At 69.4% G+C, this 26,446-nt stretch carries 22 protein-coding genes, 1 pseudogene and 1 riboswitch; of the genes and pseudogenes, 15 read left to right on the forward strand and 8 right to left on the reverse strand.

The window, feature by feature from the left end; all coding sequences use genetic code 11:
- Window position 1: 1 nt before the first annotated feature.
- Window positions 2-1,735, reverse strand: a complete 1,734-nt coding sequence (locus C8K36_RS05935; protein ID WP_107983416.1) for a DEDD exonuclease domain-containing protein — start codon at window positions 1,733-1,735, stop codon at window positions 2-4.
- A 492-nt stretch (window positions 1,736-2,227) separates the two neighbouring features.
- Window positions 2,228-2,393, forward strand: a riboswitch (cyclic di-AMP (ydaO/yuaA leader).
- A gap of 15 nt (window positions 2,394-2,408) precedes the next feature.
- Between C8K36_RS05935 and C8K36_RS05940 the strand changes: the two genes are divergently transcribed.
- The 4 genes from C8K36_RS05940 (at window position 2,409) to C8K36_RS05955 (ending at window position 6,953) form a co-directional block, all read left to right on the forward strand.
- Entirely contained in the window at window positions 2,409-3,017 is a 609-nt protein-coding gene (locus C8K36_RS05940) for a C40 family peptidase (RefSeq protein ID WP_107983417.1), read from the forward strand.
- A gap of 272 nt (window positions 3,018-3,289) precedes the next feature.
- Window positions 3,290-4,315, forward strand: a complete 1,026-nt coding sequence (locus C8K36_RS05945) for an NlpC/P60 family protein (RefSeq protein WP_258195112.1) — start codon at window positions 3,290-3,292, stop codon at window positions 4,313-4,315.
- Between the two features lie 180 nt (window positions 4,316-4,495).
- Window positions 4,496-5,782: a hypothetical protein gene (locus C8K36_RS05950; protein WP_107983419.1), complete on the forward strand. Its 1,287-nt coding sequence runs from the start codon at window positions 4,496-4,498 to the stop codon at window positions 5,780-5,782.
- A gap of 43 nt (window positions 5,783-5,825) precedes the next feature.
- Entirely contained in the window at window positions 5,826-6,953 is a 1,128-nt protein-coding gene (locus tag C8K36_RS05955) for a glycosyltransferase family 4 protein (RefSeq protein ID WP_107983420.1), read from the forward strand.
- 67 nt (window positions 6,954-7,020) lie between these two features.
- On the opposite strand, the gene C8K36_RS05960 is transcribed toward C8K36_RS05955, so the two are convergent.
- Complete coding sequence (locus C8K36_RS05960; protein WP_107983801.1) at window positions 7,021-8,832, reverse strand: AMP-dependent synthetase/ligase; 1,812 nt, start codon at window positions 8,830-8,832, stop codon at window positions 7,021-7,023.
- 169 nt (window positions 8,833-9,001) lie between these two features.
- On the opposite strand from C8K36_RS05960, the gene C8K36_RS05965 reads away from it, so the two are divergent.
- The 8 genes and pseudogenes from C8K36_RS05965 to C8K36_RS06000 all read left to right on the forward strand — a co-directional run.
- Window positions 9,002-9,388 (forward strand): polyketide cyclase / dehydrase and lipid transport, encoded by a 387-nt coding sequence (locus tag C8K36_RS05965; protein WP_107983421.1) that lies wholly within the window; start codon window positions 9,002-9,004, stop codon window positions 9,386-9,388.
- A gap of 85 nt (window positions 9,389-9,473) precedes the next feature.
- Window positions 9,474-9,911 (forward strand): SRPBCC family protein, encoded by a 438-nt coding sequence (locus C8K36_RS05970; protein WP_107983422.1) that lies wholly within the window; start codon window positions 9,474-9,476, stop codon window positions 9,909-9,911.
- A gap of 38 nt (window positions 9,912-9,949) precedes the next feature.
- Complete coding sequence (locus C8K36_RS05975) at window positions 9,950-11,137, forward strand: ArsA family ATPase (protein ID WP_107983423.1); 1,188 nt, start codon at window positions 9,950-9,952, stop codon at window positions 11,135-11,137.
- Window positions 11,134-11,520 carry a hypothetical protein gene (locus C8K36_RS05980; RefSeq protein WP_107983424.1) on the forward strand — a complete coding sequence of 129 codons (387 nt, stop codon included), beginning with the start codon at window positions 11,134-11,136 and terminating at the stop codon, window positions 11,518-11,520. The genes C8K36_RS05975 and C8K36_RS05980 overlap by 4 nt, the downstream gene beginning before the upstream one ends.
- A 34-nt stretch (window positions 11,521-11,554) precedes the next feature.
- Window positions 11,555-12,550: an ROK family protein gene (locus C8K36_RS05985; RefSeq protein ID WP_107983425.1), complete on the forward strand. Its 996-nt coding sequence runs from the start codon at window positions 11,555-11,557 to the stop codon at window positions 12,548-12,550.
- 116 nt (window positions 12,551-12,666) lie between these two features.
- Window positions 12,667-13,404: a lysophospholipid acyltransferase family protein gene (locus C8K36_RS05990; protein WP_107983426.1), complete on the forward strand. Its 738-nt coding sequence runs from the start codon at window positions 12,667-12,669 to the stop codon at window positions 13,402-13,404.
- A gap of 54 nt (window positions 13,405-13,458) precedes the next feature.
- A complete protein-coding gene (locus C8K36_RS05995; protein WP_107983427.1) occupies window positions 13,459-14,079 on the forward strand; it encodes an ElyC/SanA/YdcF family protein in 621 nt (206 codons plus the stop codon).
- Window positions 14,042-14,932: pseudogene (locus tag C8K36_RS06000) on the forward strand (DUF4436 family protein); the annotation flags it as partial. The gene C8K36_RS05995 and the pseudogene C8K36_RS06000, both read left to right, overlap by 38 nt.
- Window positions 14,933-14,965: 33 nt before the next feature.
- Here the strand turns inward: C8K36_RS06000 and C8K36_RS06005 are convergent.
- Complete coding sequence (locus C8K36_RS06005; RefSeq protein WP_107983428.1) at window positions 14,966-16,276, reverse strand: glycosyltransferase 87 family protein; 1,311 nt, start codon at window positions 16,274-16,276, stop codon at window positions 14,966-14,968.
- 113 nt (window positions 16,277-16,389) lie between these two features.
- On the opposite strand from C8K36_RS06005, the gene C8K36_RS06010 reads away from it, so the two are divergent.
- Window positions 16,390-16,881 carry a polyadenylate-specific 3'-exoribonuclease AS gene (locus C8K36_RS06010; RefSeq protein WP_107983429.1) on the forward strand — a complete coding sequence of 164 codons (492 nt, stop codon included), beginning with the start codon at window positions 16,390-16,392 and terminating at the stop codon, window positions 16,879-16,881.
- Window positions 16,882-16,971: 90 nt separating this feature from the next.
- Window positions 16,972-18,357 carry a class II 3-deoxy-7-phosphoheptulonate synthase gene (locus C8K36_RS06015; protein WP_107983802.1) on the forward strand — a complete coding sequence of 462 codons (1,386 nt, stop codon included), beginning with the start codon at window positions 16,972-16,974 and terminating at the stop codon, window positions 18,355-18,357.
- Between the two features lie 113 nt (window positions 18,358-18,470).
- Here C8K36_RS06015 and pknB read toward each other — a convergent pair whose 3' ends face one another.
- Window positions 18,471-20,489 (reverse strand): Stk1 family PASTA domain-containing Ser/Thr kinase, encoded by a 2,019-nt coding sequence (gene pknB, locus C8K36_RS06020; protein ID WP_107983430.1) that lies wholly within the window; start codon window positions 20,487-20,489, stop codon window positions 18,471-18,473.
- 123 nt (window positions 20,490-20,612) lie between these two features.
- On the opposite strand from pknB, the gene C8K36_RS06025 reads away from it, so the two are divergent.
- Window positions 20,613-20,981, forward strand: a complete 369-nt coding sequence (locus C8K36_RS06025) for an Rv2175c family DNA-binding protein (RefSeq protein WP_107983431.1) — start codon at window positions 20,613-20,615, stop codon at window positions 20,979-20,981.
- An 80-nt stretch (window positions 20,982-21,061) separates the two neighbouring features.
- Here the strand turns inward: C8K36_RS06025 and C8K36_RS06030 are convergent, their stop codons facing one another.
- The 4 genes from C8K36_RS06030 to C8K36_RS06045 form a co-directional block, all read right to left on the reverse strand.
- On the reverse strand, window positions 21,062-22,015 hold the full coding sequence (locus tag C8K36_RS06030; protein WP_107983432.1) for a phytoene/squalene synthase family protein: 954 nt from the start codon (window positions 22,013-22,015) through the stop codon (window positions 21,062-21,064).
- Complete coding sequence (locus C8K36_RS06035) at window positions 22,012-23,643, reverse strand: alpha-(1->6)-mannopyranosyltransferase A (RefSeq protein WP_107983433.1); 1,632 nt, start codon at window positions 23,641-23,643, stop codon at window positions 22,012-22,014. The genes C8K36_RS06030 and C8K36_RS06035 overlap by 4 nt, the downstream gene beginning before the upstream one ends.
- Window positions 23,644-23,729: 86 nt before the next feature.
- The gene (gene crtI, locus C8K36_RS06040) at window positions 23,730-25,307 is read right to left on the reverse strand and encodes a phytoene desaturase family protein (protein ID WP_420910847.1); all 1,578 of its coding nucleotides are present in this window, start codon (window positions 25,305-25,307) and stop codon (window positions 23,730-23,732) included.
- 11 nt (window positions 25,308-25,318) lie between these two features.
- Window positions 25,319-26,440, reverse strand: a complete 1,122-nt coding sequence (locus C8K36_RS06045) for a polyprenyl synthetase family protein (RefSeq protein WP_181319378.1) — start codon at window positions 26,438-26,440, stop codon at window positions 25,319-25,321.
- Between the last annotated feature and the right edge of the window lie 6 nt (window positions 26,441-26,446).

Raw genomic sequence — 26,446 nt, forward strand, 5'->3', positions numbered from 1 at the left:
CTTAGCTGTGCTGTCGTTCGACAGACACAGTAGGCGCTCCGGCGGTCCTGGCGAGCGTGCACCAGTCCTCCCACGGGCCTGCGCCGCGCGCCGGTTCGCTGTACCCGTGGCTGGTGCGCACGATCCGCACGCCGTCGCCGCCGAGCCAGCGCACGAGGAGCCCGGCCTCCTCGGGTGACGCTCCCCGCAGCGGCGTGTCGTCGGGCAGCACCGTCTCGGCCGATGCGACCAGCGCCTCGACGACCGGCATCGGCGGGACACCCGGGCGTGCCACGCCCGCCGCAGCGAGGCGACCCGCTCGGATCACCGCGAACTCCCATCCCCCGTCGGGTGAGCGTTCCGCGGCGATCAGTTCGTCGACGGCCGTGAGGGAGCCGAGTCGCTGCATGCGCCGCAGCGCCAGGCCGAGGGCGGCGACGCGATCACGCAGCCGCGCGGCGGTCTCGAACAGTTCGGCGGCGGCCAACTCCTCGATGTGGGCGCGCATGCGGACCAGCGGTGCATCCTCCTCGCCGCGCAGCAGTGCCCGTGTCAGGTCGGGGGCGACGCGGTACCCGTCCTCGTCGTCGGCGACCGCGGGACATCCGCCGATCTCCCGCGGTGGGCACTTCGGCCCGTGCTGCTGCCCCCGTCCGATCCGCGTCGTGCAGGTCCGCAGCCCGCAGAACTCGGCGACCGTCAGCGCGGCGTCGGCGGCGTCGGTCCGGGACCGGAAGGGTCCCAGCGCGTCTGCGGTGGGCGTACGGACCACGGAGAGGCGCGGAAAGGCCTCGGTGGTGAGCGTGACCCACCAGCCCCGCATCGGGTACTTGGAGCGTCGGTTGTAAGGCGGTACGTGGGCGCGCAGGAGGCGAAGTTCGCGTACCCCGGCCTCGAGCGGATGCGCGCACTCGACATGGTCGATCCGCGTGGCGAGAGCGATCATCTCCTTCATCCGCCCCCGGGTCTCGGACCCGGTGAAGTACGTGCGAACCCGTCGCCGCAGATCCGATGCGGTTCCGACATAGAGGACCTCGTCGGACGGCCCGCGGAACAGGTACACGCCGGGGGATCGGGGCAGGTGGCTCGCGAGGGTGCGTTTGGCGCGCTGCTCGGCGGACACCTTCGGGATGTAGTCGAGCAGTTCGGGCAGGCTGTGCACGCCCTGGTTGCCGACCCGCCCGATGAGCGCGTGCAGCACGTCGACGGTGGCCTTGGCGTCGTCGAGTGCGCGGTGGGTGGGGGTGGTCTCGGCGCCGAACAGGGTCGCCAGTGCCGACAGCTTGACCGAGGGTGCCTCGTCCCGGCCGAGTACCCGCCGCGCGAGCTTCACCGTGCACAGCACCTGGAACTTGGGCCACAGGATGCCCTGCCGGGCGGCGGCCGCCTTGAGGAACCCGACGTCGAAGCCTGCGTTGTGGGCGACGAGCACTGCGCCGCGCGCGAATTCGAGGAATGCCGGAAGTATGGCGTCGATGCGGGGCGCGTCGCGCACCATCGCGGTCGTGATTCCCGTGATCTCGACGATGTAGGGCGGGATCGCGCGGCCTGGATCGATGAGTGTGCCGAGTTCGCCGATCACCTCGCCGCCCCGAACCTTGACGGCCCCGATCTCGGTGATCGCGTCGTTCTCCGAGCTGCCGCCCGTGGTTTCCAGGTCGACCACCACGAACGTGATGTCGCGCAGCGGAGTATCGAGTTCGTCGAAGCTCAACTGGGCGCCGTCGGCGGTTCGGGCGTTCGGCGCTCTGCTCACGACTGCAGACCCTAGAGAGAGCCTCCGACATCCACCGCGACACGCCGGGCTCCGAGGCACACGGGACCCTCCGTATACCCCCGAGAGACGAGGATCACACCGCGGGATTTCGCCGACGGACTCGAGTTGCACTCGATCGTCGTTGGGAGAGTTCGGTTTCGGGACGTCGGCACGATTACTCGACACCTCGTCTCGGAGCGGTCCGCGAGTGCGGCAGTGCGGCCGATCACGCCTTGACCAGTGGCGACCCGGGTCGGTTTCGATGTGGGGAGCCCGGCTGGGCGGTGTCCGTCCGGCGCGGGGCGATCGGTCCGTTCTTCGACGACCGTACCGGTTGTTATCCGTCCGTGATGTTCGTGCCCGAAGGGGTCGGACGACTACGGCAAATCGGGCTAAGTGGGCCGAATCGGCGCGTCCGAGTCGACACGGTGGATGCGCTTTCGTAATCTTCTCGAGACCTAGCGGAGTCTTGCCGTCCCACCCGGAACGGCATCGCTGGGCCCGCCTAATCGAAACCTCCTCGGAGGGGACGTGCCGGGAACCCAAGTTTCCTTTGGGGTGAATCCCGTCGAAATCGCTACGCGGTGTCGACAGGTAGGGCTGATCTTCCCAGCCCGAACCCGTCAGCTAACTCGGTCGGCGGACGAACGGAAGAAACGGAGTTACCTTTCTCGTGGCGTCATCCAATCTCAAGCGTTCCGCGCAACGTGCAGCCGTCGCCGGCGCACTTGCTATCGGAGCCGTCGCGGTCTCCGCGGCACCGGCCGTAGCCGATCCGATCAACGTCCCCGGCATCGGTACGGTCGACGTCCCCGGTCTGAATCAGGCGCAGGTCGACGCTGCTATCGCACAGATCGCTCCGGCGGTCGCGCCCGTGCTGCCTACCGGCAGCCTCGATCTCGCGCCCGCTGCTCCCGCATCGGTCGCGCCGATTCTCAGCGCAGGCCAGAAGGCGGTCCAGGCCGCCGAGAGCAAGCTCGGAACCCCTTACGTCTACGGTGCGGCCGGTCCGGACGCATTCGACTGCTCCGGTCTCGTCCAGTGGGCGTACAAGCAGGCCGGTCTCAACCTCCCGCGCACCAGCTACGACCAGGCCGCCGCCGGTTTCGCTGTCGCGCGTGACTCCCTGCAGTTGGGCGACGTCATCTCGTTCTACGGCGGAAGCCACTCGGGCATCTACGCCGGCAACGGCAACGTCATCCACGCGTCGACCTCGGGTCAGCCGGTCAAGGTCGCGCCGATGTCGTCGATGCCGTTCGACGGCGCTCGTCGCTACGCCTGATCGCAGGCGACTGGTTTCAGGTTCTCGGGGCGGGTCCGATTTCGATCGGGTCCGCCCCGACCCATATCCGGAGATGTCCGCGTCGGCAGTTCTGTGGCATTTGTGACTGCGAGCCGAATTGTCCTACTTGCGGGTAGACACGGACATATACCTTTCCGTAACCTATTCGAGACATTACGGAGCCATCGCAGCGCGGTGGACGCTGAATCCCAGAAACGGAGTGTCGCGTAGCCGTGCCCGGTGACAAGCCATCGCTGAACATGAAGCGCTCTATGTGCGCTGCCCTCGCAACGGGGGTGCTCTCCCTGGCCCTCGTCGGGCTGCCCGCCGGGCCCGCGGGCGCCGACCCCGTGCTGAGTAATCCGACCGAGGCGCTCGACCGCCTCGCGTCGCTCTCGCGCGAGTCCGAGCAGACCACGGAGGCGCTCCACAACGCCCAGATCGATCTCGAGGGCAAGCAGTCCGTTCAGCGGGACGCCGACGCGCGTCTCGCCGGTGACCGTGACGCACTCGCGGCCGCGGAGTCGCGGATCGATCAGTTCCGGCCGACGGTGAGCAAGCTGGCCGCTGCGAGTTACCAGGGCGCGCGGACCAATCGGCTCTACGCCCTGATGGTGAGCGACTCGCCGCAGCAGTTGCTCGACCAGATGGCCGCCCTGGACGCGATCTCGAACGAGACGACCAAGGCCCTCGCGGGATTCAAGCAGGCGTCGACCGACGCGGCCGCCGCAGCCGAGGCGTCCCGCGTGTCGGCCGATGAGGCGCGAACCGCCACCGACCAGGCCAAGCTGGTCAGCGACGACTTGCAGAACAAGCAGAGCGAACTGCAGAAGCAGATCGAGTCGGTGACCCAGGCCTTCGATCGTCTCACCGGTGCCGAGCGAGCCCAGCTCGCCGGCACGTCCTTCCCGCCCGGTTTCGACGCGGGGCGGATCCTCGCGAATCTGGCGCCGGGGTCCGGATCGTCGGCCCTGCAGGCGGGAATGACGCAGCTCGGCAAGCCCTACAGTTGGGGCGCGACCGGGCCCGATTCCTACGACTGCTCCGGGCTGGTGGTGTGGGCCTACAAGCAGATCGGCAAGGTGCTGCCGCGCTCGAGCCAGGCGCAGGCGAGCGGCGGAACCCCGGTGGACAAGAGCCAGTTGCAGCCGGGCGACGTGGTGCTCTTCTACGACGACGCGTCCCACGTCGGGCTGTACGCCGGCGACGGAAACGTGCTGCACGCCTCGACGTTCGGCACGCCCGTGAAGGTGGACTCGATGGCAGGGATGCCGTTCTACGGCGCTCGCCGATACTGAATCACAGAACGAGCGGTCCGATACACCGACTGTCGGCGGGCCCGGTACCCAGGGGTATCGGGCCCGCCGTCGTTCGAGGCTCATACACTCTCGGACGTGTCCGCTGAAGATCACACGCCCCCCGTCGCGCCGAAGAGGCGTGTACGTCGGTGGGAGTGGGCGGGCCTGGCGGGCCTGGGGGTGGCGGTCGCGCTGGTGTTGACGTTGACCGCGTTCGATCATGCCGACAACGAGCCCGATGCCCCGGTCGGGGCCGCGCCGGTCGCCAATCCGTACGAGGATGCGCGGCGCGCCGGTGCGCAGGCCCTGCTCGATTCGTGGGCGACCGCGGTACGTACCGGCGACACCGACGCGCTGCCGGCGTTGTTCGATGCTCAGGCGGAGCGCGGCTTCCTCGATGCCGAGATCCGTCGGGCGAACAACGCGGCGGGTGTCCCGTTCGGTGAGTTCGCCTACGACATCGGGTCCGAACCGGAGACTCCGGTGCCGACATCGACGGCGGACGAACTCGGTGCCTCCGACCTGTGGGCGCCGACGGTGTATCTGCGCTACTCGATCGCCGGGGCCGACGCCCAGTCGACTCGGAAGCCGGTTGCACTGCTCCTCGCGCGCCGCGGTGACGAGTGGAAGCTTGTCGGCGACTCCGGTGTTACGGGATCCGATCGTGAGACATGGCGCGGTCCTTGGGATTTCGGCCCGGTGATGACTCGGCGGGTGGACGGCGAGGAGGGTCGGCCGTCGTTCGTGCTCGGACCCGCGTCGCAGGCGCAGATGATCGATCTGCTCGCCGGCGAACTCGCGGACGCCGTCTCGCACGTCACCGACGTCTGGGGGCAGGACTGGTCTCGCCGGGCTGTCGTGATGGTCGCGGGTTCTCAGGAAGAGTTCTCCTCCCTCGTCGGCTCGGACCACAGCGGAGTCGACATCGCCGCTGTCGCGGTATCCGACGCGGTCGACCGCCGTTCGCGGACTGCGTCGGGTCAGCGGATCGTGTTCAGCCCGGAGTCTGTGGGACGTCTGACGGACCTGACCCGGGTCTCGGTGCTGCGGCACGAACTCACGCACGTCGCGGCGCGCCCGGCGACCGAGGATGGGTCGCCGATGTGGATGCTCGAGGGCTACGCCGACTACGCCGGATACCGGGGGATCGAGGCCGAGTTCGGTCAACTCGCGCCGACTCTGGCGGCCGAGGTGGCCAGAGTCGGCGCGCCCACGGCCCTCCCGGTCGACCGAGACTTCCGCGCGGGCGGCGACACGGCCCGTCGCGCCTACGAATCCGCCTGGTCGATAGCCACTTTCGTGGCGGCGGAGTACGGAGAAGACCGGCTCGGCGCGCTGTACCGGGACCTTGCCCGGGGGCCGGTTCCCGAGGCGGAACTCGATCGCCGGATACAGGGCGTGCTGGGGGTCGGCACCGCCGACCTGGTGCACGACTGGGGTGTGTGGGTGAAGGAGCAGTTGTCCTGACCCTGGTGGCCGGCGTCCTTGCTGCGGGACCTACGGTGGAGGCATGCGTCGAACCCTGTTGGTGACGAATGACTTTCCACCCCGACCGGGGGGAATCCAGTCGTACCTGCACGCCTTTGCCGCCCAGTTGCCCGCCGACGAACTCGTGGTCTACGCGCCCCGCTGGCGCGGGGACAGTCACGTGCGTTTCGACGCCGAGCAGCCCTATCGGGTGGTGCGTCATCCGACGACGCTGATGGTGCCGACCCCCTTCGTCGCGCGCCGCGCAGCGAAGTTGGTGAAGAAGTACGAGTGCTCGAATGTGTGGTTCGGTGCGGCCGCGCCGTTGGCGCTGCTGGCGCCGATCGTGCGCCGGGCGGGTGCGGATCGGGTGATCGCGTCCACACACGGACACGAGGTGGGCTGGTCGATGCTGCCCGGCGCCCGTCAGGCGCTGCGGCGGATCGGTGACGCCACCGACACCGTGACCTTCGTCAGCAAGTACACACGCGGGCGATTCGCGTCGGCGTTCGGACCGCACGCGGCCCTCGAGCACCTGCCGCCCGGCGTGGACACCGAGGTGTTCCGGCCGGACCCGGCGGCACGCGCGGAACTGCGCGCCCGGTACGGGCTGGGGGAGCGGCCCACGATCCTGTGCCTGTCCCGTCTCGTGCCGCGCAAGGGGCAGGATCAACTGATCCGGGCGCTGCCGGCCGTACGGCGCCGCATCGACGGAGCTGTGCTGGTGATCGTGGGGGGTGGCCCCTACGCCGAGCGGTTGCGTGCGCTCGCCCACGAGTGCGGTGTCGCCGAGCACGTCGTGTTCACCGGCGGTGTGCCCGCGTCGGAACTGGCGGCACACCACACGATCGCCGACGTGTTCGCGATGCCGTGCCGCACCCGCGGCGCCGGGTTGGATGTCGAGGGTCTCGGCATCGTCTACCTGGAGGCATCCGCGAGCGGTGTGCCGGTGATCGCCGGACGGTCCGGGGGCGCACCGGAGACGGTGTCCGAGAACGAGACCGGCCACGTCGTCGACGGCACGTCGGTCGACGACATCGCTGCCGCGTTGATCTCGGTCCTCGAGGACCGCGACCGTGCCGCAGCGATGGGTGCGGCCGGGCGCGAGTTCGTCCAGACGCACTGGCGCTGGGACGTGCTCGGCGGCAAGCTGCGCCACCTGTTGTCCTGAGTTCTTCCCGAATGCACGGCGCCCGCGGTCCGGAAGGATCCGCGGGCGCCGTGCATTCGGGCGTGGACTACTTGCTGTAGATCTGCTCGATGTCCGAGGCGAAGCTCTCGTGGACGACGTTGCGCTTGAGCTTCATCGTCGGAGTGAGCTCGCCGGTCTCCTCGGAGAAATCGACGGGCAGGATCCGGTACTTCTTGATCGCCTCGGCGTGCGAGACGAGCTTGTTGGCGTCGGCAATGGCCGCGTCGATCTCGGCGGCGAGATCGGCGTCCGCGAGCAGTTCCGAAACGGTTGTGCCGGAGGCCTTGCCGTTGCGTTCGTTCCAGGCAGGCAGGGCCTCGGCATCGATCGTGATGAGCGCGCCGATGAAAGGCTTCTGTTCACCCACGACGATCGCCTGACTGATCAGCGGATGCGCGCGCAGGTGGTCTTCGAGCTGCGCCGGGGCGACGTTCTTGCCGCCCGCCGTGACGATGATCTCCTTCTTGCGGCCCGTGATCGTGATGTAGCCGTCCGAGTCGACCGTGCCGAGGTCACCGGTGTGGAACCAGCCGTCCTCGAGGGCTTCCTTCGTGGCGGTCTCATTGCGCCAGTAGCCGTCGAACACGACTGGGCCCGACAGTAGGATCTCGCCGTCCTCGGCGATGCGAACAGAGTTGCCCGACAACGGCTTTCCGACGGTTCCGACCTTCTGGTTGCCGATCGTGTTGACGGCGAACGCGGCCGTGGTCTCGGTGAGACCGTAGCCCTCGTAGATGGTGACGCCGATGCCGCGGAAGAAGTGTCCCAGGCGGGCGCCCAGGGGGGCGCCGCCGGAGATCGCGAGCTTGCAGTTGCCGCCGAGCGCGGCCCGCAGCTTGGAGTAGACGAGCTTGTCGAACACCGCGTGCTTGATGTTCAGGATCAGGCCCGGTCCGCCGTTGTCCTTGGCCTCGCTCCACTCGATCGCCGTCGCTGCGGCGGCGTCGAAGATCTTGCCCTTGCCGTCGGAATGGGCCTTCTGACGGGCCGTGTTGTAGACCTTCTCGAACACGCGCGGCACCGACAGGATGAAGTCCGGCTTGAACACCGCGAACGTCGGAACGAGGTTCGGGATGTCGCTGGTGTGGCCGACCGAGGCGCCCGCGTCGAAGGCTGCGATGCTCACGGCCCGCGCGAGCACGTGTGCGAGCGGCAGGAACATCAGAGTGCTCACTCCGGGCGTGGTCAGCAGGTTCCCGAGGCTCGAGTCGATGATGCCCTTCGACTCGGCGATGAGGTTCGAGTGGGTCAACTGACAGCCCTTGGGGCGGCCGGTCGTGCCTGACGTGTAGATGAGGGTGGCCGGATCGCTCGACTTCAGCGCCTCGGTGCGTCCCCGGATCTCGTCGTCGGACACGGTCGAACCCTCGGCGGTGAGCATCTCGACCGCGCCCGGATTCTCTCCGGACGGATCGATCTGGAGAACCGCGCGCAGATCGGGTGCCGCCTCGGCGACGTCGGCGACGGCCTTCGAGTGCTGATCCGTCTCGACGATGAGGCCGATCGCGGCGGAATCCTCGAGGATCCATTTCACCTGGTCGGCGGAGGAGGTCTCGTAGATCGGCACCGTGACGCCGCCGGCCGACCAGATGGCGTAGTCGATCAGCTGCCACTCGTACCGGGTCGCCGACATCAGGGCGACGCGGTCACCGGGCCGGACGCCGCGCGCGACGAGACCCTTCGCGACGGCGGTGACCTGTTCCGCGAATTCCCGGGCGGTGACGTCGACCCACGATCCGTTCACCTGTCGTCGGAAGACGATGTGTCCGGGCTTCGTCGCTGCGTACTCGTAGACCGAGTCGACCGCGGACGCGTCCTCCGGAATCGTGAACGTGGCAGGAACGCTGAACTCGGGCACGACGACCTCCGACACTGCAGATACTGGCGAGTAGGGCTTGCTGATCCTCACGATAGACGGCGCCCGGGTGACGTGCGGCACTGCCACCTACCTGCGGCTGTCCTCATGGGCGTCCGTCCAGGTGTAGTCCAGATCACCGCTCCGGCGGGCCGTGTGTGAAGCTGTGGGGGTGAGCAGCATTCAGGTCGCCGACCAGACATTCGTCGCCGCAGCCCCGGAGACGGTGGCTGCCCGCATTTCCGTGCCCGCGCGATGGCGTGCGTGGTGGCCGGACCTCGTTCTCGACGTGCGCGAGGACCGCGCCGAGAAGGGGGTTCGCTGGACCGTGGCCGGGCCCCTCACGGGAACGATGGAGGTGTGGCTCGAGCCCGCGATGGACGGGACCGTCATGCACTACTTCCTTCACGCGGAGCCGACCGGCGTGTCTCCACGGGCCGTCGCGTCGCTCGACCTGGCCGGAATGAACCACGCACGCCGACTTGCCGGCAAGGCGATGACCTTCGAGATCAAGCAGCAACTCGAGGCTGGGCGCGCGGCCGGGGAGCCTCCCGCCTAGCGAATTGTGTGTGCAGTCGGGGATCGTGTGAGATGAACAGGCGGTACGCGCGCACCGCGTCGTTCTGAAAGGAAGCGTCCGAGGCATGGCCGAGAAGACCAAGAGGTCGATCAGCGTCGACGCACCCGCCGCCGAGGTGATGGGTGCGATCGCGGACTTCGACGCGTACCCGTCCTGGGTGGAGGCCGCGAAATCGGTCGAGGTGCTCGCGTCGGGACCCGACGGTCGCGCCGAAGAGGTGCGCTTCGTCCTCGACGCCGGCATGGTCAAGGACACGTACGTGCTGCGCTACCAGTGGGCCCCGGACGGCATGTCGGTGAGCTGGGACCTGGTCTCCGGCGAGATCCAGAAGTCGCAGCACGGCTCGTACACGCTCGAGCCCGACGCCGACGGCGGCACTCGCGTGACGTACGAGCTGACGGTCGATCTCACGATCCCGATGATCGGCCTGTTCAAGCGCAAGGCCGAGAAGGTCATCACCGACACGGCCCTCAAGGAACTCAAGAAGCGGGTGGAGGGCTGAGCGCCGCCGACTCCGGCCCGACCGCCGTCCGTCTCTTCGTGGGCAAGGGTGGCGCGGGCAAGACGACGGTGGCCGCGGCCACCGCGGTGGCCGCGGCGGCCACGGGAGGGCGCGTTCTGCTGGTCTCGCTCGATCAGGGTCGAGGGTTGGCGGATGTCCTCGATCACCCCCTCGCGCCGGGTGAACTGACGCGGGTGGGCGCTGGACTCGACGCGCTCGAGATCGACACCCTGGCACTGCTCGAGGAGCGCTATCGCGGGTTGGTCGCACTGCTCGCCCTCGGCGGAACCCACGACCACGGTGCCGATCTCACCGATCTCGCGCCGGAGGAGTTGACCGGTCTCCCGGGCGTCGAGGATCTCCTCGGGCTCGGCGAGGTGGTGCGTCTGGCCGACGAATCGAGTTGGGACACTGTCGTCGTGGACTTTCCGGCGACCTCGGACGCCCGGCGACTGCTTGCGCTCGCGGAGTCGGTGTCCGGATCCGTCGAGCGGGTGTGGCCGCAGCACCGGCGGGTGGCGGCCATCGCCTCGGGCGACACCCGACTCGCGATCGTCGTGGCACTGCTCGATCGGGTGCTGGAGGCGACCACCGCGGTGACCGCGCTGCTGACGGACCGCACGCGCACCGCGATCCGGGTGGTGACGACCGCCGACCGCGTGGCACTCGCGGAGACTCGGCGCGTGCTCTCCGGCCTTGCGCTCGGTGCGCTGCGCGTCGATGCGATGATCGTCAACAATATTCTTCCGCAACGGGATTCGGGTACGGGCGGCGACTGGTTCGAGACTCGCCGTGCCGCACAGGACGAGGTCCTCGCCGAGTTGAAGGAGGCGGCCGGGGACGCCGCGCTCCTGCTCTCGCACCAGTCGGCGCTGGAGCCGATAGGGTGGGAGGCTCTCGACGGCGTGGCGCGCAAGCTCTACGCGGAGGTCGCCGACCCGTCGGCGATGCTCACCGCCGACGCGGCGCCGATCCGGGTGGGGCTCGAATCCGGCGCTGGGGGCCTCGAATCGGTGTACGCGATGCGGATGCACCTGCCGCTCGTGAACCCGCGGACGTTGACGCTGGGACGAGTGGAGGACGACTTGGTGGTGGGGGCCGACGGGCAACGTCGTCGCATCAGGCTGGCATCGGTGCTGCGCCGCTGCACCGTGCGCGATGCGGACTTCGACGGCGCCGACCTGGTCGTGCGGTTCGTACCCGATCCGGCGGTGTGGCCGCAATGACCGGTGAACACGCCGAACTGGTCGCGGAGTTGCGGGCGCTGGCCGAGACGGTGCTCGAACGGATCGAGCCGATCCTGCAGAAGGCGTCGGCCCGCGGCGCAGACGAGGCCGAGGACCAGGCGGGCTGCACGGCCTGTTCGTGGTGCCCGCTGTGCGCGCTCGCGGCGCTGATCCGCGGCGAGCAGCACGACCTCGTCACGGCGGTCGCAGGTCACGGATCGGCGCTGCTGTCGGTGCTGCGCGAGGTGCTCGACGGGCATCACGCGTCGGCAGCCACCGGCACGGCCACCGGCGAGGCCGCCGCGTCGGGTCCGTCGGGTCCGTCGGGTCCGTCTATGCCGGCAACCGCCTTCGTCCCCATCGACATCACGATCAGGGACTGACCCGGACTCCCTGCGTGCCGACCGCCGCGCCCGTGTGGGCACAATCGTCGATGTGGACAGCGCCGAAGAGTTGACGGTCGGAGTGGACGTCGGGGGAACGAGTATCCGGGCATCCGTGGTCGACGTGCGCGGCGAGGTCATCGACACCGCGCAGGCGCCGACGCCGCACTCGGTCGACGCCCTCGAACAGGGCATTGCCCGGACCGTCCGGGAGCTCACTGCACGGCATCCGATCGCCGCCGTCGGGCTCGCCGTGGCGGGGTTCGTCGACTACGACCGCACCAGTGTCCGATTCGCTCCGCACCTGCCATGGATGGACACCCCGGTCGCACGACTGCTCGGCGACCGGCTGGCGCTGCAGGTGGTGCTCGAACACGACGCGAACGCGGCTGCCTGGGCGGAATGGCGGTTCGGTGCGGCGGGCGGAGGCAGAAACGTCGTCGTGGTGGCGATCGGGACAGGCATCGGCGCCGCGCTGCTGATCGACGGCCGGCTCTACCGGGGCAGCTTCGGCGTGGCACCCGAATTGGGGCACCTCCAGGTGGTTCCCGACGGCAGGGCGTGCCCGTGCGGCAAGCGCGGCTGCTGGGAGCGGTACTGCAGCGGCACCGCGCTGGTGGACACCGCGCTCGAACTACTCGCGGCTGAGCCGTCCGGTTCGACGGTCCTGGCCCGCGACGTCGCCGTCGACCCGGGCGGGTTGACCGGCCGCAGGATCGCTGCGGCCGCACGGGAAGGTGACCCCGTTGCGCTGGCGACCTTCGCGGACTTCGCGCGGTGGCTCGGGGTGGGCCTGGCGACCGTGTCGGACGTGTTCGACCCGGACCTCGTCGTGATCTGCGGTGGGGTGGGCAGTTCCGCGTCGCTGTTCCTCGACGAAGCGCGTGAGCACTACGCCCGATTGGTGACGGGTGCGGGGCACCGTCCGCTGGCGCGAATTCGGCACACTCAACTGGGTGAGGCAGCTGGAATGATCGGCGCCGCCGATCTCGCGCGACAGGCGCTGCCGGGGCGTTCCTGGCCGCGATAATCGCCTGCGGGCCCGGTGGCCGCTGTGTGGCAGGCGTCGAAACTGCTGAGTACAGTCATTGCGTAGGTGGCCGCCCTGGCAGGCCTTGGGGGAATGAGCTCGGACGGAAGGACGCCATGTGGTACTGGCTATTCAAGTACGTGTTGTTGGGTCCCGTGCTGTGGCTCCTCGGGCGTCCGAAACTGGAAGGCGCCGAGCACATTCCGACCGACGGCCCGGCAATTCTGGCCAGTAACCACCAGGCAGTGCTCGACTCGTTCTTCCTTCCGCTGCGCGTCACCCGCCGCATCACGTTCCTCGCGAAGAGCGAGTACTTCACCGGGACCGGGCTCAAGGGTTCGTTCCAGCGGTGGTTCTTCTCGGCCGTCGGCCAGGTGCCGATCGACCGCACCGGTGCGGACGCGGCCCAGGACGCGCTCAACGCCGGCCTTCGCGTCCTCGGTGGCGGCAAGTTGCTCGGCATCTACCCCGAGGGCACCCGCTCGCCGGACGGTCGCCTGTACAAGGGCAAGACCGGGTTGGCGCGCCTCGCGCTCGAATCCGGCGTCAAGGTCATTCCTGTCGCGATGATCGACACCGCGAAGGTCAACCCCATCGGCTCGCGCATGTGGAAGCCGGCCAAGGTGACCGTGCGGATCGGTGAGCCCATCGACTTCTCCCGCTACGCCGGGATGGGCGGCAACCGGTTCGTCGAACGCGCCGTCACCGACGAGGTCATGTACAAGCTGATGCGCCTGTCCGGGCAGGAGTATGTCGACATCTACGCCGCGAGCCTCAAGGATCCGGCACCCGGCGCCGATGCCGGGCAGCCTGCCGCGGACGTCGCGCGCGTGCCGGACACCCGCGCCGGATAGCGGGAACAGGTGCCGTTCGGTCGGATCGGACGGTGGACGGTCGCCGCCGGTGTTATGGGCGTCGTAGGGCCGACCCTGTGGATCAGGGTGGCCGCGGCGGGGCGGATGCACGGGCCCACCCGATCACCGGCCGCCCCCGTCGTCGTGGTCCTCGGCGCGCGCGTTCGTGACGGGCGCCCCATGAAGTTCCTGCAGGGTCGCCTCGACACGACGGTTCGGCTGGTTCGGGACGGCAAGGCGTCGGTTGTGCTGGTGTCGGGCGATGCCCACGGGCGGTCGGGCGACGAGATCGCCGCGATGGTCGGGTATCTCGTCGCGGCCGGTGTGCCGCGCGATCGGATCGTTGCCGATCCCTACGGTCTCGACACCTACGACACGTGCATCCGCGCCGCGCGCACGTTCGGGGTCCGTCGCGCGCTGTTGGTGACCCAGCCGTTCCATCTTCCCCGCACCGTCGCGCTCGCCCGGGCTGCGGGGATCGACGCCCACGGGGTTCGGGCGGGCCGTGCCGGTGGCCGACGTTCGACGCTCGTGAAGAACTCGGTGCGGGAGATTCTCGCCTACCCGAAGGCCGCACGTGATGTGCTGAGCAGACGCGACCCCGGAGTGTCTTCGGTGCCGGATGATTCGGTGAGCGATGCAGCGGCCCGGGAACCCGGTGCGTGGCGGCGCTGACGGTAAGTTCCGAGACGTGTCCGTCGTCTCGTTCGCCCATACTCGGCCGCGGTTGTTCTGGTCGTCCGTCGCGGCGCTCGTCGCCGCCCTCTACGTAACCTCGCTCGCGATCTTCGCCGTGAGCGACGCCAGCGACAGTGGGTGGACCGAGGTGACGCCCGGTGACGACGAGGTTCTCGTGATCGTTTCCCTGACCGAGATGCGCACGAGCACGTCTCGGGCCGACGCCGAGGTCACGGTGGCGCCGGGGGCGCGGTTCCTCGATCCGGTCGGCAAGGATCTCGCGCGGGACATGACCGTGGTCGTATCGCCGAGCATCGCGCGGACGAAACTCGTCCTTCCCCAGGGGACGTCGGTCACCACATTCGATACCCAGATCCTGCTCGACGGCCAGGCAGGACGGTGGCCGTTCGACCGTTTCCGCGTCGACCCGCTCGAGGTGTCGGCCTTCACGGGTTCCGGCGCCGACGTGGAGTACCACCCCACACGAGTGCTCGTGGACGGCGAAGCCGAGGGGTGGAGCGTCGGGGACGAGGCCGTCGCGACGGATCGCGAGGACGGTGGCGTTCGCGTGGATGTGAGCCGGTCGGGCGGCATCCTCGTGTACTCGGCGCTGCTGTTGGCGATGATGGTCGTCCTCGCGGTGCTCGCGGCATTCGTCGCGATCCAGACCGCGCGGCGACGCCGCGTCGTGCACACCGACATGCTCGGATGGATGGCCGCCATGGTCTTCGCCGTGGTGCCGATGCGCGGAATCCTGCCCGGTGCTCCGCCGATCGGGGCCTGGGTCGACATCAGTGTCACCGTGTGGGTGATCGTGACCCTTGTCGTCTCGCTGGCCCTCTACGTCTACTGCTGGTGGCGCGACACCGCCGGCGAGGTCGCGTCAGCTCACCCGGGACAACTGGGACGGGGCATCGGTGAGCCGGCTGCCGGACCGGCGCCCGCCGCCCAGGGACAGCACGACCGCGACGAGTACGGCGAGCGCCCACCACACGTACGACGACGCCAGGAACTGGTCCCACAGGGGCCAGCCCGTTCCGTCCCAACGACCGACGCCGAGTTCCCAGTGCGGCGCGATCACGAAGAGTGCCCAACTGACCGCGACGGCAGCGCCCAACACGACGCTGCGGCGCCGGTAGGCGGCGACCGCGAGGACCACGAGCAGCGGCGCGACCCAGACCCAGTGATGTGACCAGGACACCGGCGACACCAGCAGGCCGAACAGGGCATTGACGAACAGCGCGACAACCGGAATGTCCGCCGCGAACGCGCGGTGCATCGCGACGGCGGCCAGCGCCAGCACGACCACGCTCAACGCGAGCCACGACACGGTGCGGATCGACGGGTCGACGCCGAGTCGGGCCAGGACACCGGTGATGCTCTGGTTCGCGGGATAGGCGGGTCCGCCGATGCGGCTGGAGTCGAACAGAGTGTCGGTCCAGTACTCCCACGAGTCGGCGCGGGCGACGAGGAAGCCGATCGCGCCGAACACCACGAAACTCACCCCCGTGGTGACCGCCGACCGGAAGTCCTTCCGGAGCAGGAAGTACAGGATGAACACCGCCGGCGTGAGTTTCACGGCGGCGACGAGGCCGATCAGGATTCCGCGCGGCCACGGCGTCTTCTTCAGGAGGCAGTCGGCCGCGACGAACACCATCAGCAGGATGTTGACCTGGCCGTAGTCGAACGTCGAGCTGACAGGCTCCAAGGTGAGCGCAGCGGCGGCGCCGGCCAGGGCGGTCCATATCAGAGTCGTGCGGGGGCGCACCCCGACCGAGGCGAGCGCGAGCACCAGCGTCGCGACCAGCGCGAGCAACGACAGCACCGTGAGTACGGCGCCCGCGGCCTGGAGCGAGATCCACGACATCGGGGCGAAGACGACGGCGGCGAGCGGCGGGTACGTGAACGGCAGATGCTGGCCGAAGAACGTCGCAGGCATCTCGCCGTAGAGGGGATCACCGGCCGCGAACACCGCGCCGCCGAGCCGGTACACATCGAGATCGATGCGGTACTGGAAGCCCACGTCCCGTATCCCGGGGAACCCGACCAGGTAAAAGAGCGCTCCGGCCGTGAACGCGGCGGCGATGGCGACCCGGGTTGCGAGGACGGCCGCGGGATGCCACGTCGACCTCGGCGGTGCGGCGTCGTCCGCGGGGGAGGGGCCGGCGGGGTCGCTCGTGGGGTTGTGCACCACTGCATCTTTCTACGAACCGGGGCCGCAGTGTCGAGTGCCCCGGGCGTAGGGCGGTGTCGAGGACTCAGGGCGGTGTCCAGGACTCCGACGCGGGGGGCATAGGCTCCCCACCCGTGCGTTACTTCTACGACTGCGAGTTCATCGAGGACGGTCGCACGATCGAGCTCGTCTCGATCGGTGTGGTGTGCGAGGACGGCCGTGAGTTCTACGCCGTGTCCACCGAGTTCGACCCCGAACGCGCCGGCAAGTGGGTGCGCCGCAACGTGCTGCCGAAGCTGCCGTCGCCGTCGTCCCCGCTCTGGAAGAGTCGCACCAAGATCCGTGACGACCTCATGAAGTTCCTGGTGCCGAGGCCGGGCATCGAACCCGAACTGTGGGCGTGGGTGGCGGCGTACGACCATGTCGTGCTGTGCCAGCTGTGGGGCGCGATGACCGAACTGCCGTCGAACATGCCCCGGTACACGCGCGAACTGCGTCAGCACTGGGAGGAGCACGGCAGCCCGCCGCTGCCGCCGGTCCCCGACGACGCGCACGACGCGCTCACCGATGCGCGGCACAACCTGGCGAAGTTCGAGGCGATCGAGGCGTTCCGCTCGGTGCGGTGAGCAGAATCACGCGCCACGGATGCGGCAACGATTCCGTGTGAATGGGGGCCTTCCCTCACTCGGTTCGGGTGAGGCGAATATCCTGTAGTGGTGAACTGGACTGTCGACGTGCCGATCGACCGCTTGCCCGAACTTCCGCCGCTGCCCGCGGGCATGCGTGAGCAGCTCGATGCCGCGCTGGCCAAGCCGGCCGCGCAGCAGCCGCAGTGGCCCGCCGACCAGGCCGCCGCCATGCGCACCGTCCTCGAGAGTGTGCCACCGATCACGGTGGCCAGCGAGGTCGAGGCGCTGTCGGCGAAGCTGGCCGAGGTGGCCCGCGGTGAGGCCTTCCTGCTGCAGGGCGGTGACTGCGCGGAGACCTTCGCGGACAACACCGAGCCGCATATCAAGGGCAACATCCGCACACTGCTGCAGATGGCCGTCGTGCTCACCTACGGCGCGAGCATGCCGGTGGTCAAGGTCGCGCGCATCGCCGGTCAGTACGCGAAGCCGCGCTCGTCCGACATCGATGCCCTCGGCCTGCAGTCTTACCGCGGCGACATGGTCAACTCGCTCGTCGCCGACGCCGCGGTCCGCGCACACGATCCGTCCCGCCTGGTCCGTGCGTATGCAAACGCCAGCGCAGCGATGAACCTCGTGCGCGCTCTGACCGGCGCCGGCATGGCGGACCTGCACAAGGTCCACGACTGGAACCGAGAGTTCGTTTCGTCATCGCCCGCCGGTGCCCGCTACGAGGCACTCGCCGCGGAGATCGACCGCGGTCTGCGATTCATGAACGCGTGCCGGGTCAACGACCCCAACCTGCAGTCCGCGCAGATCTTCGCCAGCCACGAGGCCCTCGTCCTCGACTACGAGCGCGCGATGCTGCGCCTCGACAACACCGACGACCACCCCAAGCTGTACGACCTGTCCGCGCACTTCCTGTGGATCGGCGATCGCACCCGTCAGCTCGACGGCGCGCACGTCGCGTTCGCCGAGCTCGTGGCGAACCCGATCGGCCTCAAGATCGGCCCGTCGACGACGCCGGAACAGGCCGTCGAGTACGTCGAGCGCCTCGACCCGACCAACAAGCCGGGCCGCCTCACGCTCATCTCGCGCATGGGCAACGGCAAGGTGCGCGACCTGCTGCCCCCGATCATCGAGAAGGTCCAGGCCACCGGCCACCAGGTGATCTGGCAGTGCGACCCCATGCACGGCAACACTCACGAGGCCACCACCGGCTACAAGACCCGCCACTTCGACCGCATCGTCGACGAGGTCCAGGGCTTCTTCGAGGTCCACAACGGGCTCGGCACCCATCCGGGCGGCATCCACGTCGAGCTGACCGGTGAGAACGTCACCGAATGCCTCGGCGGTGCGCAGGACATCTCGGATCTCGACCTGTCCGGTCGCTACGAGACGGCGTGCGATCCACGCCTGAACACGCAACAGTCGCTCGAGCTGGCCTTCCTGGTCGCGGAGATGCTGCGCGACTAGCCCGACCAGTCGACCCCACGAGCCGAAGGGTTCGTTCGTGTGCCGCGACCGCATGAACGGGCCCTTCGGCCGTATCCGGCCGGTTCAGCACAGGGACTTCAGAGCAGTGACGTTCAGAGCAGTGACGTGAGGGTGACGGTTCCGCCGGGGACGACGCGGTCGCCGGCGCCGGGGTTCTGCGAGATGATCAGCGACCGGTCCGAGCTGACGATCTGACGCACCTCGTACTGCAGGCCGAGCTTGTCCAGCTCGGACTTCGCGGACGAGACCGACCGGCCGAGCAGGGACGGCACCTTCACGGCGTTCGACACCTTCAGCACGACACTCGTGCCGGCCTTGACGGACGTGCCGACCTCGGGATCCGTACCGACAGCGTCGCCGGAGTCGACCTTGTCGTCGAACACCTGCTGGACCTCGCGCACGGTGATGCCCGCCGAGTCGAGGGCCTTGCGCGCCTCCTTCTCCGACATGCCCGAGACCCCCGGGACATCCACGGGTGCGGCACCCTTGCTCCGGATCATTCGGACCTCGGAGCCGACCGTCAGCATCGTGCCGGGCGCGGGCTCGAGGGCGGCGATCCCGCCGACCGGTATCCGCGCGCTGAAGGCCTCGCCGCCGTCGACGGGAACGAACGTGCGCTCACGCAGGCTCGCCTCGACGGAGGAGACGTCGCCGCGGCCGCCGACTTCGGGAACCGACGGACGGCCCAGGGAGACGAGCAGCACCACCGCGGACCCGCGCGTGAGCTTGGAGCCCGTGGTGGGGTCCGTTCCCACCGGGGCATCCACCGCGACGGTGTCCGAGTAGGCCCCGCGGGTCTCCACACTCAGGCCCGCAGCCTCGATCTGCGAGGTGGCACCGGAGGTGTCGAGACCGTCGACGGCCGGCACCGCCGCGTAGCGGCCCGAACCGAGCCACCAGCCGCCGAACCCGAGCGCGCCCGCGACCAGCAGGATCACCAGTAGCCACACCAGCACCGTTCGGCGGGAGCCGGGCCGGGGCTTGCCCGGCACACCGAACGGTCGCCGGGCGTCCGGTACGTCGGGCGGCGGGAAGTCGTCGTCGGACGGCCGTGGCGTCACCGTCGTCACGACCTTGGTGTGCTGGACGCCGTCGTGGGGGCGGTCGACCGGCGTCACCATGGTCGGTGCGTCAGCGTCGAGCGGGGCGACCGGTGCCGGCCGGTTCCCGGGTTCGGGGTGCTGTCCGGGGGCGCGCGTGGTGACGGCGGTGGGGACGGCGGGCTGCTGTGCGGTGCGGCGCGGTGCGGGAACGCGGTAGTCCGGCAACTGCAGTTCGGCGCTCACGGTGCGCAGTCGCGCCGCCATCGCGCCGGCGTCCGCGAAGCGCTCCTCCGGATCGCGCTCGGTCGCGCGGAGCACGATCTCGTCGAATTCCGGCGGTACACCCGGGATGGCCCGGCTCGGCTCGGGGACGTCGTTGTCGATCCGCTGATATGCGATGGACAGCGATGTGTCGCCGGTGAACGGGGTGACGCCGGTCAGCATCTCGTACAGCAGCACGCCTGCCGCGTACACGTCGCTGCGGGCATCCGCGGTTCCGGTCGTGACCTGCTCGGGCGACAGATATGCGGCGGTGCCGAGGATCACACTGCGCGACGTCGTGCCCGCCGCCGCGATGGCCCGCACGAGGCCGAAGTCGGCGATCTTCACATCGCCGGAGTGTGAGATGAGCACGTTCTCGGGCTTGACGTCGCGGTGGACCAGGCCGGCGCGGTGCGCGACCGCGAGAGCCTCCAGTACGGGGCGGGCCACGGCCGCCGCGGCGTGCGGGGGCATGGGGCCGCGCTCACGCAGCAGTTCGCGTAGCGTGCCGCCCTCGACGAGTTCCATCACCAGGAAGGCGTGCTCGCCGTCGCTGCCCTGGTCGTGGACCCCGACCAGCCCCGGATGGTTGAGCCGGGCCACGGCGCGGGCCTCGAACTCGAACCGGGCCAGGAACTGGGGATCGGCAGCGAACTGCGGATCCATGACCTTGATCGCCACGGGGCGGTCCAGGCGCAGGTCCATCCCGCGGTAGACGGTGGACATGCCGCCCCGCGCAATCGGCGAATCGATGCGGTAGCGCCTGTCCAGCACCACACCGATCATCCGTTGACCTCCGGGATTCAAAGCTCGCGCCCCTCGCTTCCGTGCTCAGATTCATCTCGATCGTAGTCAGCTCACGTCGCCGACCCGATTCCTCCATAGGGACCCTGGTCGTACCGTCGGCGCCGACCCGATAACGTTACGGGAGTGAGTGCTATCCCTTACTGCGATGACGTGTTGGACCGATCGATCCCGCTACTGCAGATGGCGGACGTGTCGAAGCAGATGCGTCTCGTCGTCACACACGTGCACCAGCTGCTTCGCGAACACAAGCTGATCGCGGTCCGCCGCGACACCGTCATCGGTGTTCCCGAGGCGTTCTTCGGCGACGACGGGCAGCCCCTGCGACTGCTGCCCGGGCTGATCCACGTGCTGCGGGACGGCGGATTCCAGGACGAGGAGATCCTTCGCTGGCTGTTCACCGAGGACGAGTCGCTGTCCGGTACGCCGATCGAAACGATGCACACCGATCACGCACGCGAGGTGGTTCGGCGCGCCCAGTCGATGGCGTTCTGAAGTCGGTGGCGTTCTGAAGTCGGTGGCGTTCTGAAGTCGGTGGCGTTCTGAACCAGCCGTCCGCGCCGTGTTCTCAGCTTTCAGTCCCGCCGTCCGGACATTTGCACGCGCGCCGTCACCGCGCGCGTGAGCAGCGGTAGCGCCACCGCGAGGCGTCGTCGCCTCGAAACAGTGGCGCGGCGATCGAAGACCCGGAAGCCGCTGCGTTCCACCTCGTCGAGGATCTCCGAGTACAGCGTGAAGGCCGCGCGCATGCCGGGGCGGGCACGCGGATCGAGCATGTCCAACCCGGGCTCCGCGTCGCGGTACAGCGCGCGAGTGAGGGACGTGATGTGCCCGAGCGCCCGCCGCACCCGCGGATCGACGGAGCCGGTCTCGCGGCAGCGGTGCAGCAGGGTCGCGTCCACACCGAATGCGGACAGTTCGTCCGCGGGCAAATAGACGCGTCCACGCGCGAGATCCTCGCCGACGTCGCGCACGAAGTTCGTCAACTGGAACGCCTCGCCGAGCGCGGCGGCGTGCGGCACCGCATCCTCGAGGGGTGTCGTGGTGCCGAGGACGGGCAGCATCTGCAGTCCGATCACCACCGCGGATCCGTACGTGTAGCGCCGCAAGGCGGCCATGTCCGGGTACGTGGCGTGGAAGCTGGGAGTGTCGGGGACGTCCATGCGCATCGAGTCGAGGAACGCGTGAAAGTACTCGACCGGAATCGAATACCGCTCGATGGTGTCCGTCACCGCCAGCACCACCGGTCCGATGCGAGGATCGTTCACCTCCTGGCCCGCGAGCGCGGAGTCGAGTGCGGCCTCGATCCGGTCGATCGCGGCCGCCCGCTCGGCGGCAGGGCGCGTCGCGTAGTCGACGTCGACGACATCGTCGGCGGTGCGGGCGAATCCGTACAACGCGTGGACGGCGGGGCGATGCTCCGCGGGCAGTAGCCGAGTGGCCAGGTAGTACGTCCTGCCGTGCTCGGCCGCCAGGTGTCGGCACAAGCGGTAGGCGGCCGACAGATCGGCGTCCCGCTGCGGCGTCACAGTGGCGACGAGCGCCGTTCGGTACCGGTCGTCAGCGCCTCCGACACCGACGCCGACCCCGATGACTCGGGAAGGCAGACCTGTGGCGCCGGCGCCGGCTCCGCCACCGATCGCAGCCGCAACGGATCGACGGTCTTGAGGGACACCGCGGCGACGACCGCGACGAACGTCGCCAGCGCGACGTGGAGGAACGTGTAGAGGCCGATCGAACCGTCGGGCTGGAAGACCAGCATCAGCCACGTGGACAGGCCCACCAGGATCTGCAGCGTGCGGGTCGACAGCGAGAAGCCGGCCGCGATCGAGAGCGGCCACGAGTAGTACCAGGGCAGGGCCGCCGGCGACAGGATCACGATCGCGACCAGGGCGATGAGGATGCCCAGCACCGCATCACGCTCGGTGCGCCGGAAGCGCCACCAGACCCACACGAGCGTGGCGACGAGAACGACCGCGCAGATGGTGCGGGCGATCTCGAGGACCGGTGCCTGCGTCAGGCCTGTGAACCATCCCGTTCCGACCGTCACGATGTGCGTCATGATCGTCGGCAGCGACAGCCAGTTGATGATCTTCGCCGACCCCTGCAGCGCGGTGAGCCACCCGAGGCCGACGCCGGCGATCGCCGACGCCGCGGTGAACACGGCGACGAACACCGCGGCACCGATCCCGGCGGTCTTGACGAACGACGCCAGCGGAGGCGCCGGTTCGCGGCCCTCGGCGAGCGCGCGCTCACGCTCGTGGATCATCCAGATCCACACGACGAACGGCAGCGCGATCCCGGCCATCGCCTTGACGGCCACACCGATGGCGATGACCACGACGGCGGGGACGTGCTTGCGGTCGAGGGCGAGGGTGATGCCGGCGACCATGAGGCCGACCATGAGGAGTTCGTTGTGTACGCCGCCGACGAGGTGGATGAGCACCAGCGGATTGAGGACGGCCAGCCACAGCGCGATCGTCGGGTTGCCACCGAGTTGCCGAGCGAGGCGGGGGAGCGCCCACATCATCAGCGCAAGCCCGGGGAGCATCGTCAGACGCAGCATCATGGTGCCCGCGACGACGTTGTCACCGGTGAGACTGGTGATGCCCTGTCCCATGAGCAGCGAGATCGGCCCGTAGGGAGCGGTCGTCGTGGTCCACACGTTGCTGACGTTGTCGAGCAGGACGCCGGGGTTGGCGACCGGGCCCACCGCGTATGGATCGAACCCGTCGCGCAGCAGGGCGCCCTGCGCGAGGTAGGAGTAGGCGTCGCGGCTGAACATCGGCACCGCGAGCAGCATCGGGGCGGTCCATGCCGGGATCGTCCACATCAGCGCGCGCAGCCCGACCCGGCCCTTGATCGCGGACCGGCCGAGGCGCACCCACGCGACGACCATCGCGAGGACGCCGGCCCAGATGACGATCGTGGACAGCGCGTAGCCGTGCCCGAACCGCAGCCAGGACAGGTTGGCATCCTCGAGCAACGGGTCGTGCCGACGCACGCTGCCGGCGCCGAATCCGCCGAACGTGATCATCATCGCGCCGAAGAAGCCGAGCACGGTCGAGTGGCCTTCGGGCGTGCGCAGGTAGTCGCCGGCGGCACGCAGCCACGAACGATCCGTCGTCGTGTCGAGGGGACCGGAAGAGGCCGTCATCGGTGCAGATTCCTCCCCCGGAAGAGTTTCGCGATCACTGCCGGCCGACGCTGGACGGCCGCGCGGTAGTGGGACGGCTAGTCAGTTTAGTGCGTCGCACGGGAATGTCCGGCACTCAGTCCGGAACGCGGCTTCCGTCGGCGTCCGTGGATGCGCTCGGCAGCGAGTTTCCCCGACACGATCACTGTGGGGACGCCCACACCCGGAGTCGTGCCGGAGCCGGCCAGAACGACATTGACGGGGTGTCTGCCCAGGTTGCGGCGGCGGAACGGGCCCGTCTGCCGGAAAACGTGTGCGGGAGCGAACGGGCTGCCCGCCGCCAGCCCCCGGGCCGCCCACGTCGCGGGCGAATCGATGTGATCAAGGACATAGGCATCGGTGATGCCGTGGTAGCCCCGCTGTTCGAGGGTTCGGAGCACCTCGCGCGCGTACGGGCCGGTGAGGGCGTTCCATTCGAACGGTGCGCTGTCGAGATTGGGACAGGGAGCCAGCACCGACAGCGGTTCGTGCGGGACGCCGTCGCGCACGATGCGCAAGCTGGGGTCGGTGACGGCAGGCCGCGTGAGCAACAGCGACGGATCGCTCATCAACCGGCCGCGGCCCGGTCGCGCCGCGATCTCCGCGAACGTGCGCTCCCACTCGGCGCCGAAGTCGATCGTGTGGTGATGTGGCGCGCCCCAGCCCGCCGCGGTGGCACACGGCACGGTGCCGTGCAGCACCACTGCGGACGGCGAGATCCGGAACCGTCGAGGTCGGCGGCTGCCCAGCAGGTCGTCGACGATCGGCAGATCCGGCGTGAGGACCACCGCGTCGCAGTCGAAGCTCCCACCCCGGGCCGTGCGCACCGCACGCACCCGGTCGTCCGATCGGTCGAGTCCGACCACCTCGGTGCCGAAGTGGATCCGCCCGCCCGCCGCGGTGAGCGCGCCGACCATCGCCTCGGCGATGCTGCGCATCCCGCCCTCGGGGAACGAGACGCCCATCGAGGTGTCCATGTGCGCGATCGCGCCGTACACCGCGAGGGCCTTCGCCGGGGCGACACCCGCGTAGAGGGCCTGGAACGTGAAGATGCGACGCAGCCGCGGATCGGCGATTCGCTTCGCCACCTGGCCGCCGAGGCGTCCGAACCCTCCGGCCGCGATCAGCCGGACCAGATCGGTGGCGGAGGCGCGCGAGGAGAACAGGTCCAGCGGCGAATCGAAGTTGGCGTCGATGAAGGTGTCGAACTCGGCGTCGAACACGCGGGCCAGCCACCGGCGCAGATCCAGATAGCGCCGAGCCTCCGCGGGCCCGCAGGCGCGGGTCACCTCGGCCACCATCCGGTCCGGATCCGAGTACACGTCGATCGAGGAGCCGTCCGAGAAACGGGCGTGATATGCGGGAGAGAGTTGGTGGAGGCGCAGCGGCGGTGTCGTCGTGTCGAAGTCGGCGCCGACCGCCGCGAGCGCGTCGCGCACCAGTTCCGGCATCGTCAGCACGGTCGCGCCGTTGTCGATGACGTGGTCGTCGAACCGATAGGTCCCCACCCGGCCACCCGGGTGATCGCTGCGCTCGAGCACGGTCACGTCGTGTCCGCTGCCACGCAGATGCAGGGCCGCCGAGAGCCCCGCCAGGCCCGCTCCGACGATCACGACCCGGCCCGTCGGACCGGGCACGACGCGCACGCCCACGGCGATCAGGCGTCTCGGCGGGTGACGGCGATCGCCATCTCTCGGAGGCGCTGCTTGCCCTCGCCGCTGGCGGTGCTGCTGTCCAGTGCGGTGAGGGCGCTGTCGGTGAGTCGAGCGATGCGTCGTTCGGCGTCATCGACGGCGCCGAGGCCGGTGATGACCGAACGCAGCTTCTCCACCTCGTCGTCGGAGAGATCGGTCCCGATCGACGCGCGGAGCAGCGCGGCGGCGGCCGGGTCGGCCGCATCGGCGCGCTGCAGGGCCTCCGCGAACAGTACGGTGCGCTTGCCGGCGCGCAGGTCGTCCCCGGACGGCTTGCCGGTCACCTCGGGATCCCCGAACACCCCGAGCAGATCGTCCCGCAACTGGAACGCGATTCCGATGTCGGTACCGAACCGGCGGTACGCCGCCACGAGGTCGTCGTCCGCGCCGGCGAGGGCGGCGCCCAGGTGCAGCGGCCGCTCGATCGTGTACGCGGCGGTCTTGTATCGATTGACCCGCAACGCTGCCTCGACGGTCTCGTCGGCACTCACCTCGCTGCTGATGTCGAGGAACTGGCCACCGAGCACCTCGGTCCGCATCGCCGACCAGACGGGCGAGATCCGTGACTGGGCTTCCGGCGAGAGGCCCGCCTCCCGGATCATGTCGTCCGCCCACGCGAGCGCGAGATCGCCCAGCAGGATCGCCACGGCGCGGCCGAACTCGGCGGACCCGCCGCTCCACTGCTGCGCGGCGTGCTGATCGGCGAACTCGACATGCACGGTGGGGAAGCCGCGACGCGTGGTCGAGGCGTCGATGATGTCGTCGTGGACCAGGGCGCACGCCTGCACGAGCTCCAGCGCGGAGGCGGCCCGCAATGCGGCGGGAGCATGCGGCCCGGCGACGTCGCCGCCGGCCCCGAGCCAGCCCGTCCACGCGAAGACCGGGCGGACCCGCTTGCCGCCGCGCAGCACGAAGCTCTCGAGCGCCGCGACGGCCTCGGTGTACCCGCCGCCGACGGACCGGACCGTGTCGGCCCGCGATGCGAAGAATTCCCGCAGCGCACCTTCGACGGCATCGGTGAGCGGGGGGACGGATGGCGAAGGGCGAGTGGACTCACCGGCTCCAGCGGACAGGACAGCCTCCAAATTGAG

It is taken from the genome of Rhodococcus sp. OK519 (assembly GCF_003051005.1).
Taxonomy (GTDB): domain Bacteria; phylum Actinomycetota; class Actinomycetes; order Mycobacteriales; family Mycobacteriaceae; genus Prescottella.

Bases quoted from the DNA above. Each gene is read 5' to 3' on its own strand.
- C8K36_RS05945 (WP_258195112.1), top strand. From the start codon at position 3,290: ATGTGCGCTGCCCTCGCAACGGGGGTGCTCTCCCTGGCCCTCGTCGGG.
- C8K36_RS05955 (WP_107983420.1), top strand. From the start codon at position 5,826: ATGCGTCGAACCCTGTTGGTGACGAATGACTTTCCACCCCGACCGGGG.
- C8K36_RS05970 (WP_107983422.1), top strand. From the start codon at position 9,474: ATGGCCGAGAAGACCAAGAGGTCGATCAGCGTCGACGCACCCGCCGCC.
- C8K36_RS05980 (WP_107983424.1), top strand. From the start codon at position 11,134: ATGACCGGTGAACACGCCGAACTGGTCGCGGAGTTGCGGGCGCTGGCC.
- C8K36_RS05990 (WP_107983426.1), top strand. From the start codon at position 12,667: ATGTGGTACTGGCTATTCAAGTACGTGTTGTTGGGTCCCGTGCTGTGG.
- C8K36_RS05995 (WP_107983427.1), top strand. From the start codon at position 13,459: ATGGGCGTCGTAGGGCCGACCCTGTGGATCAGGGTGGCCGCGGCGGGG.
- C8K36_RS06035 (WP_107983433.1), bottom strand. From the start codon at position 23,643: ATGACGGCCTCTTCCGGTCCCCTCGACACGACGACGGATCGTTCGTGG.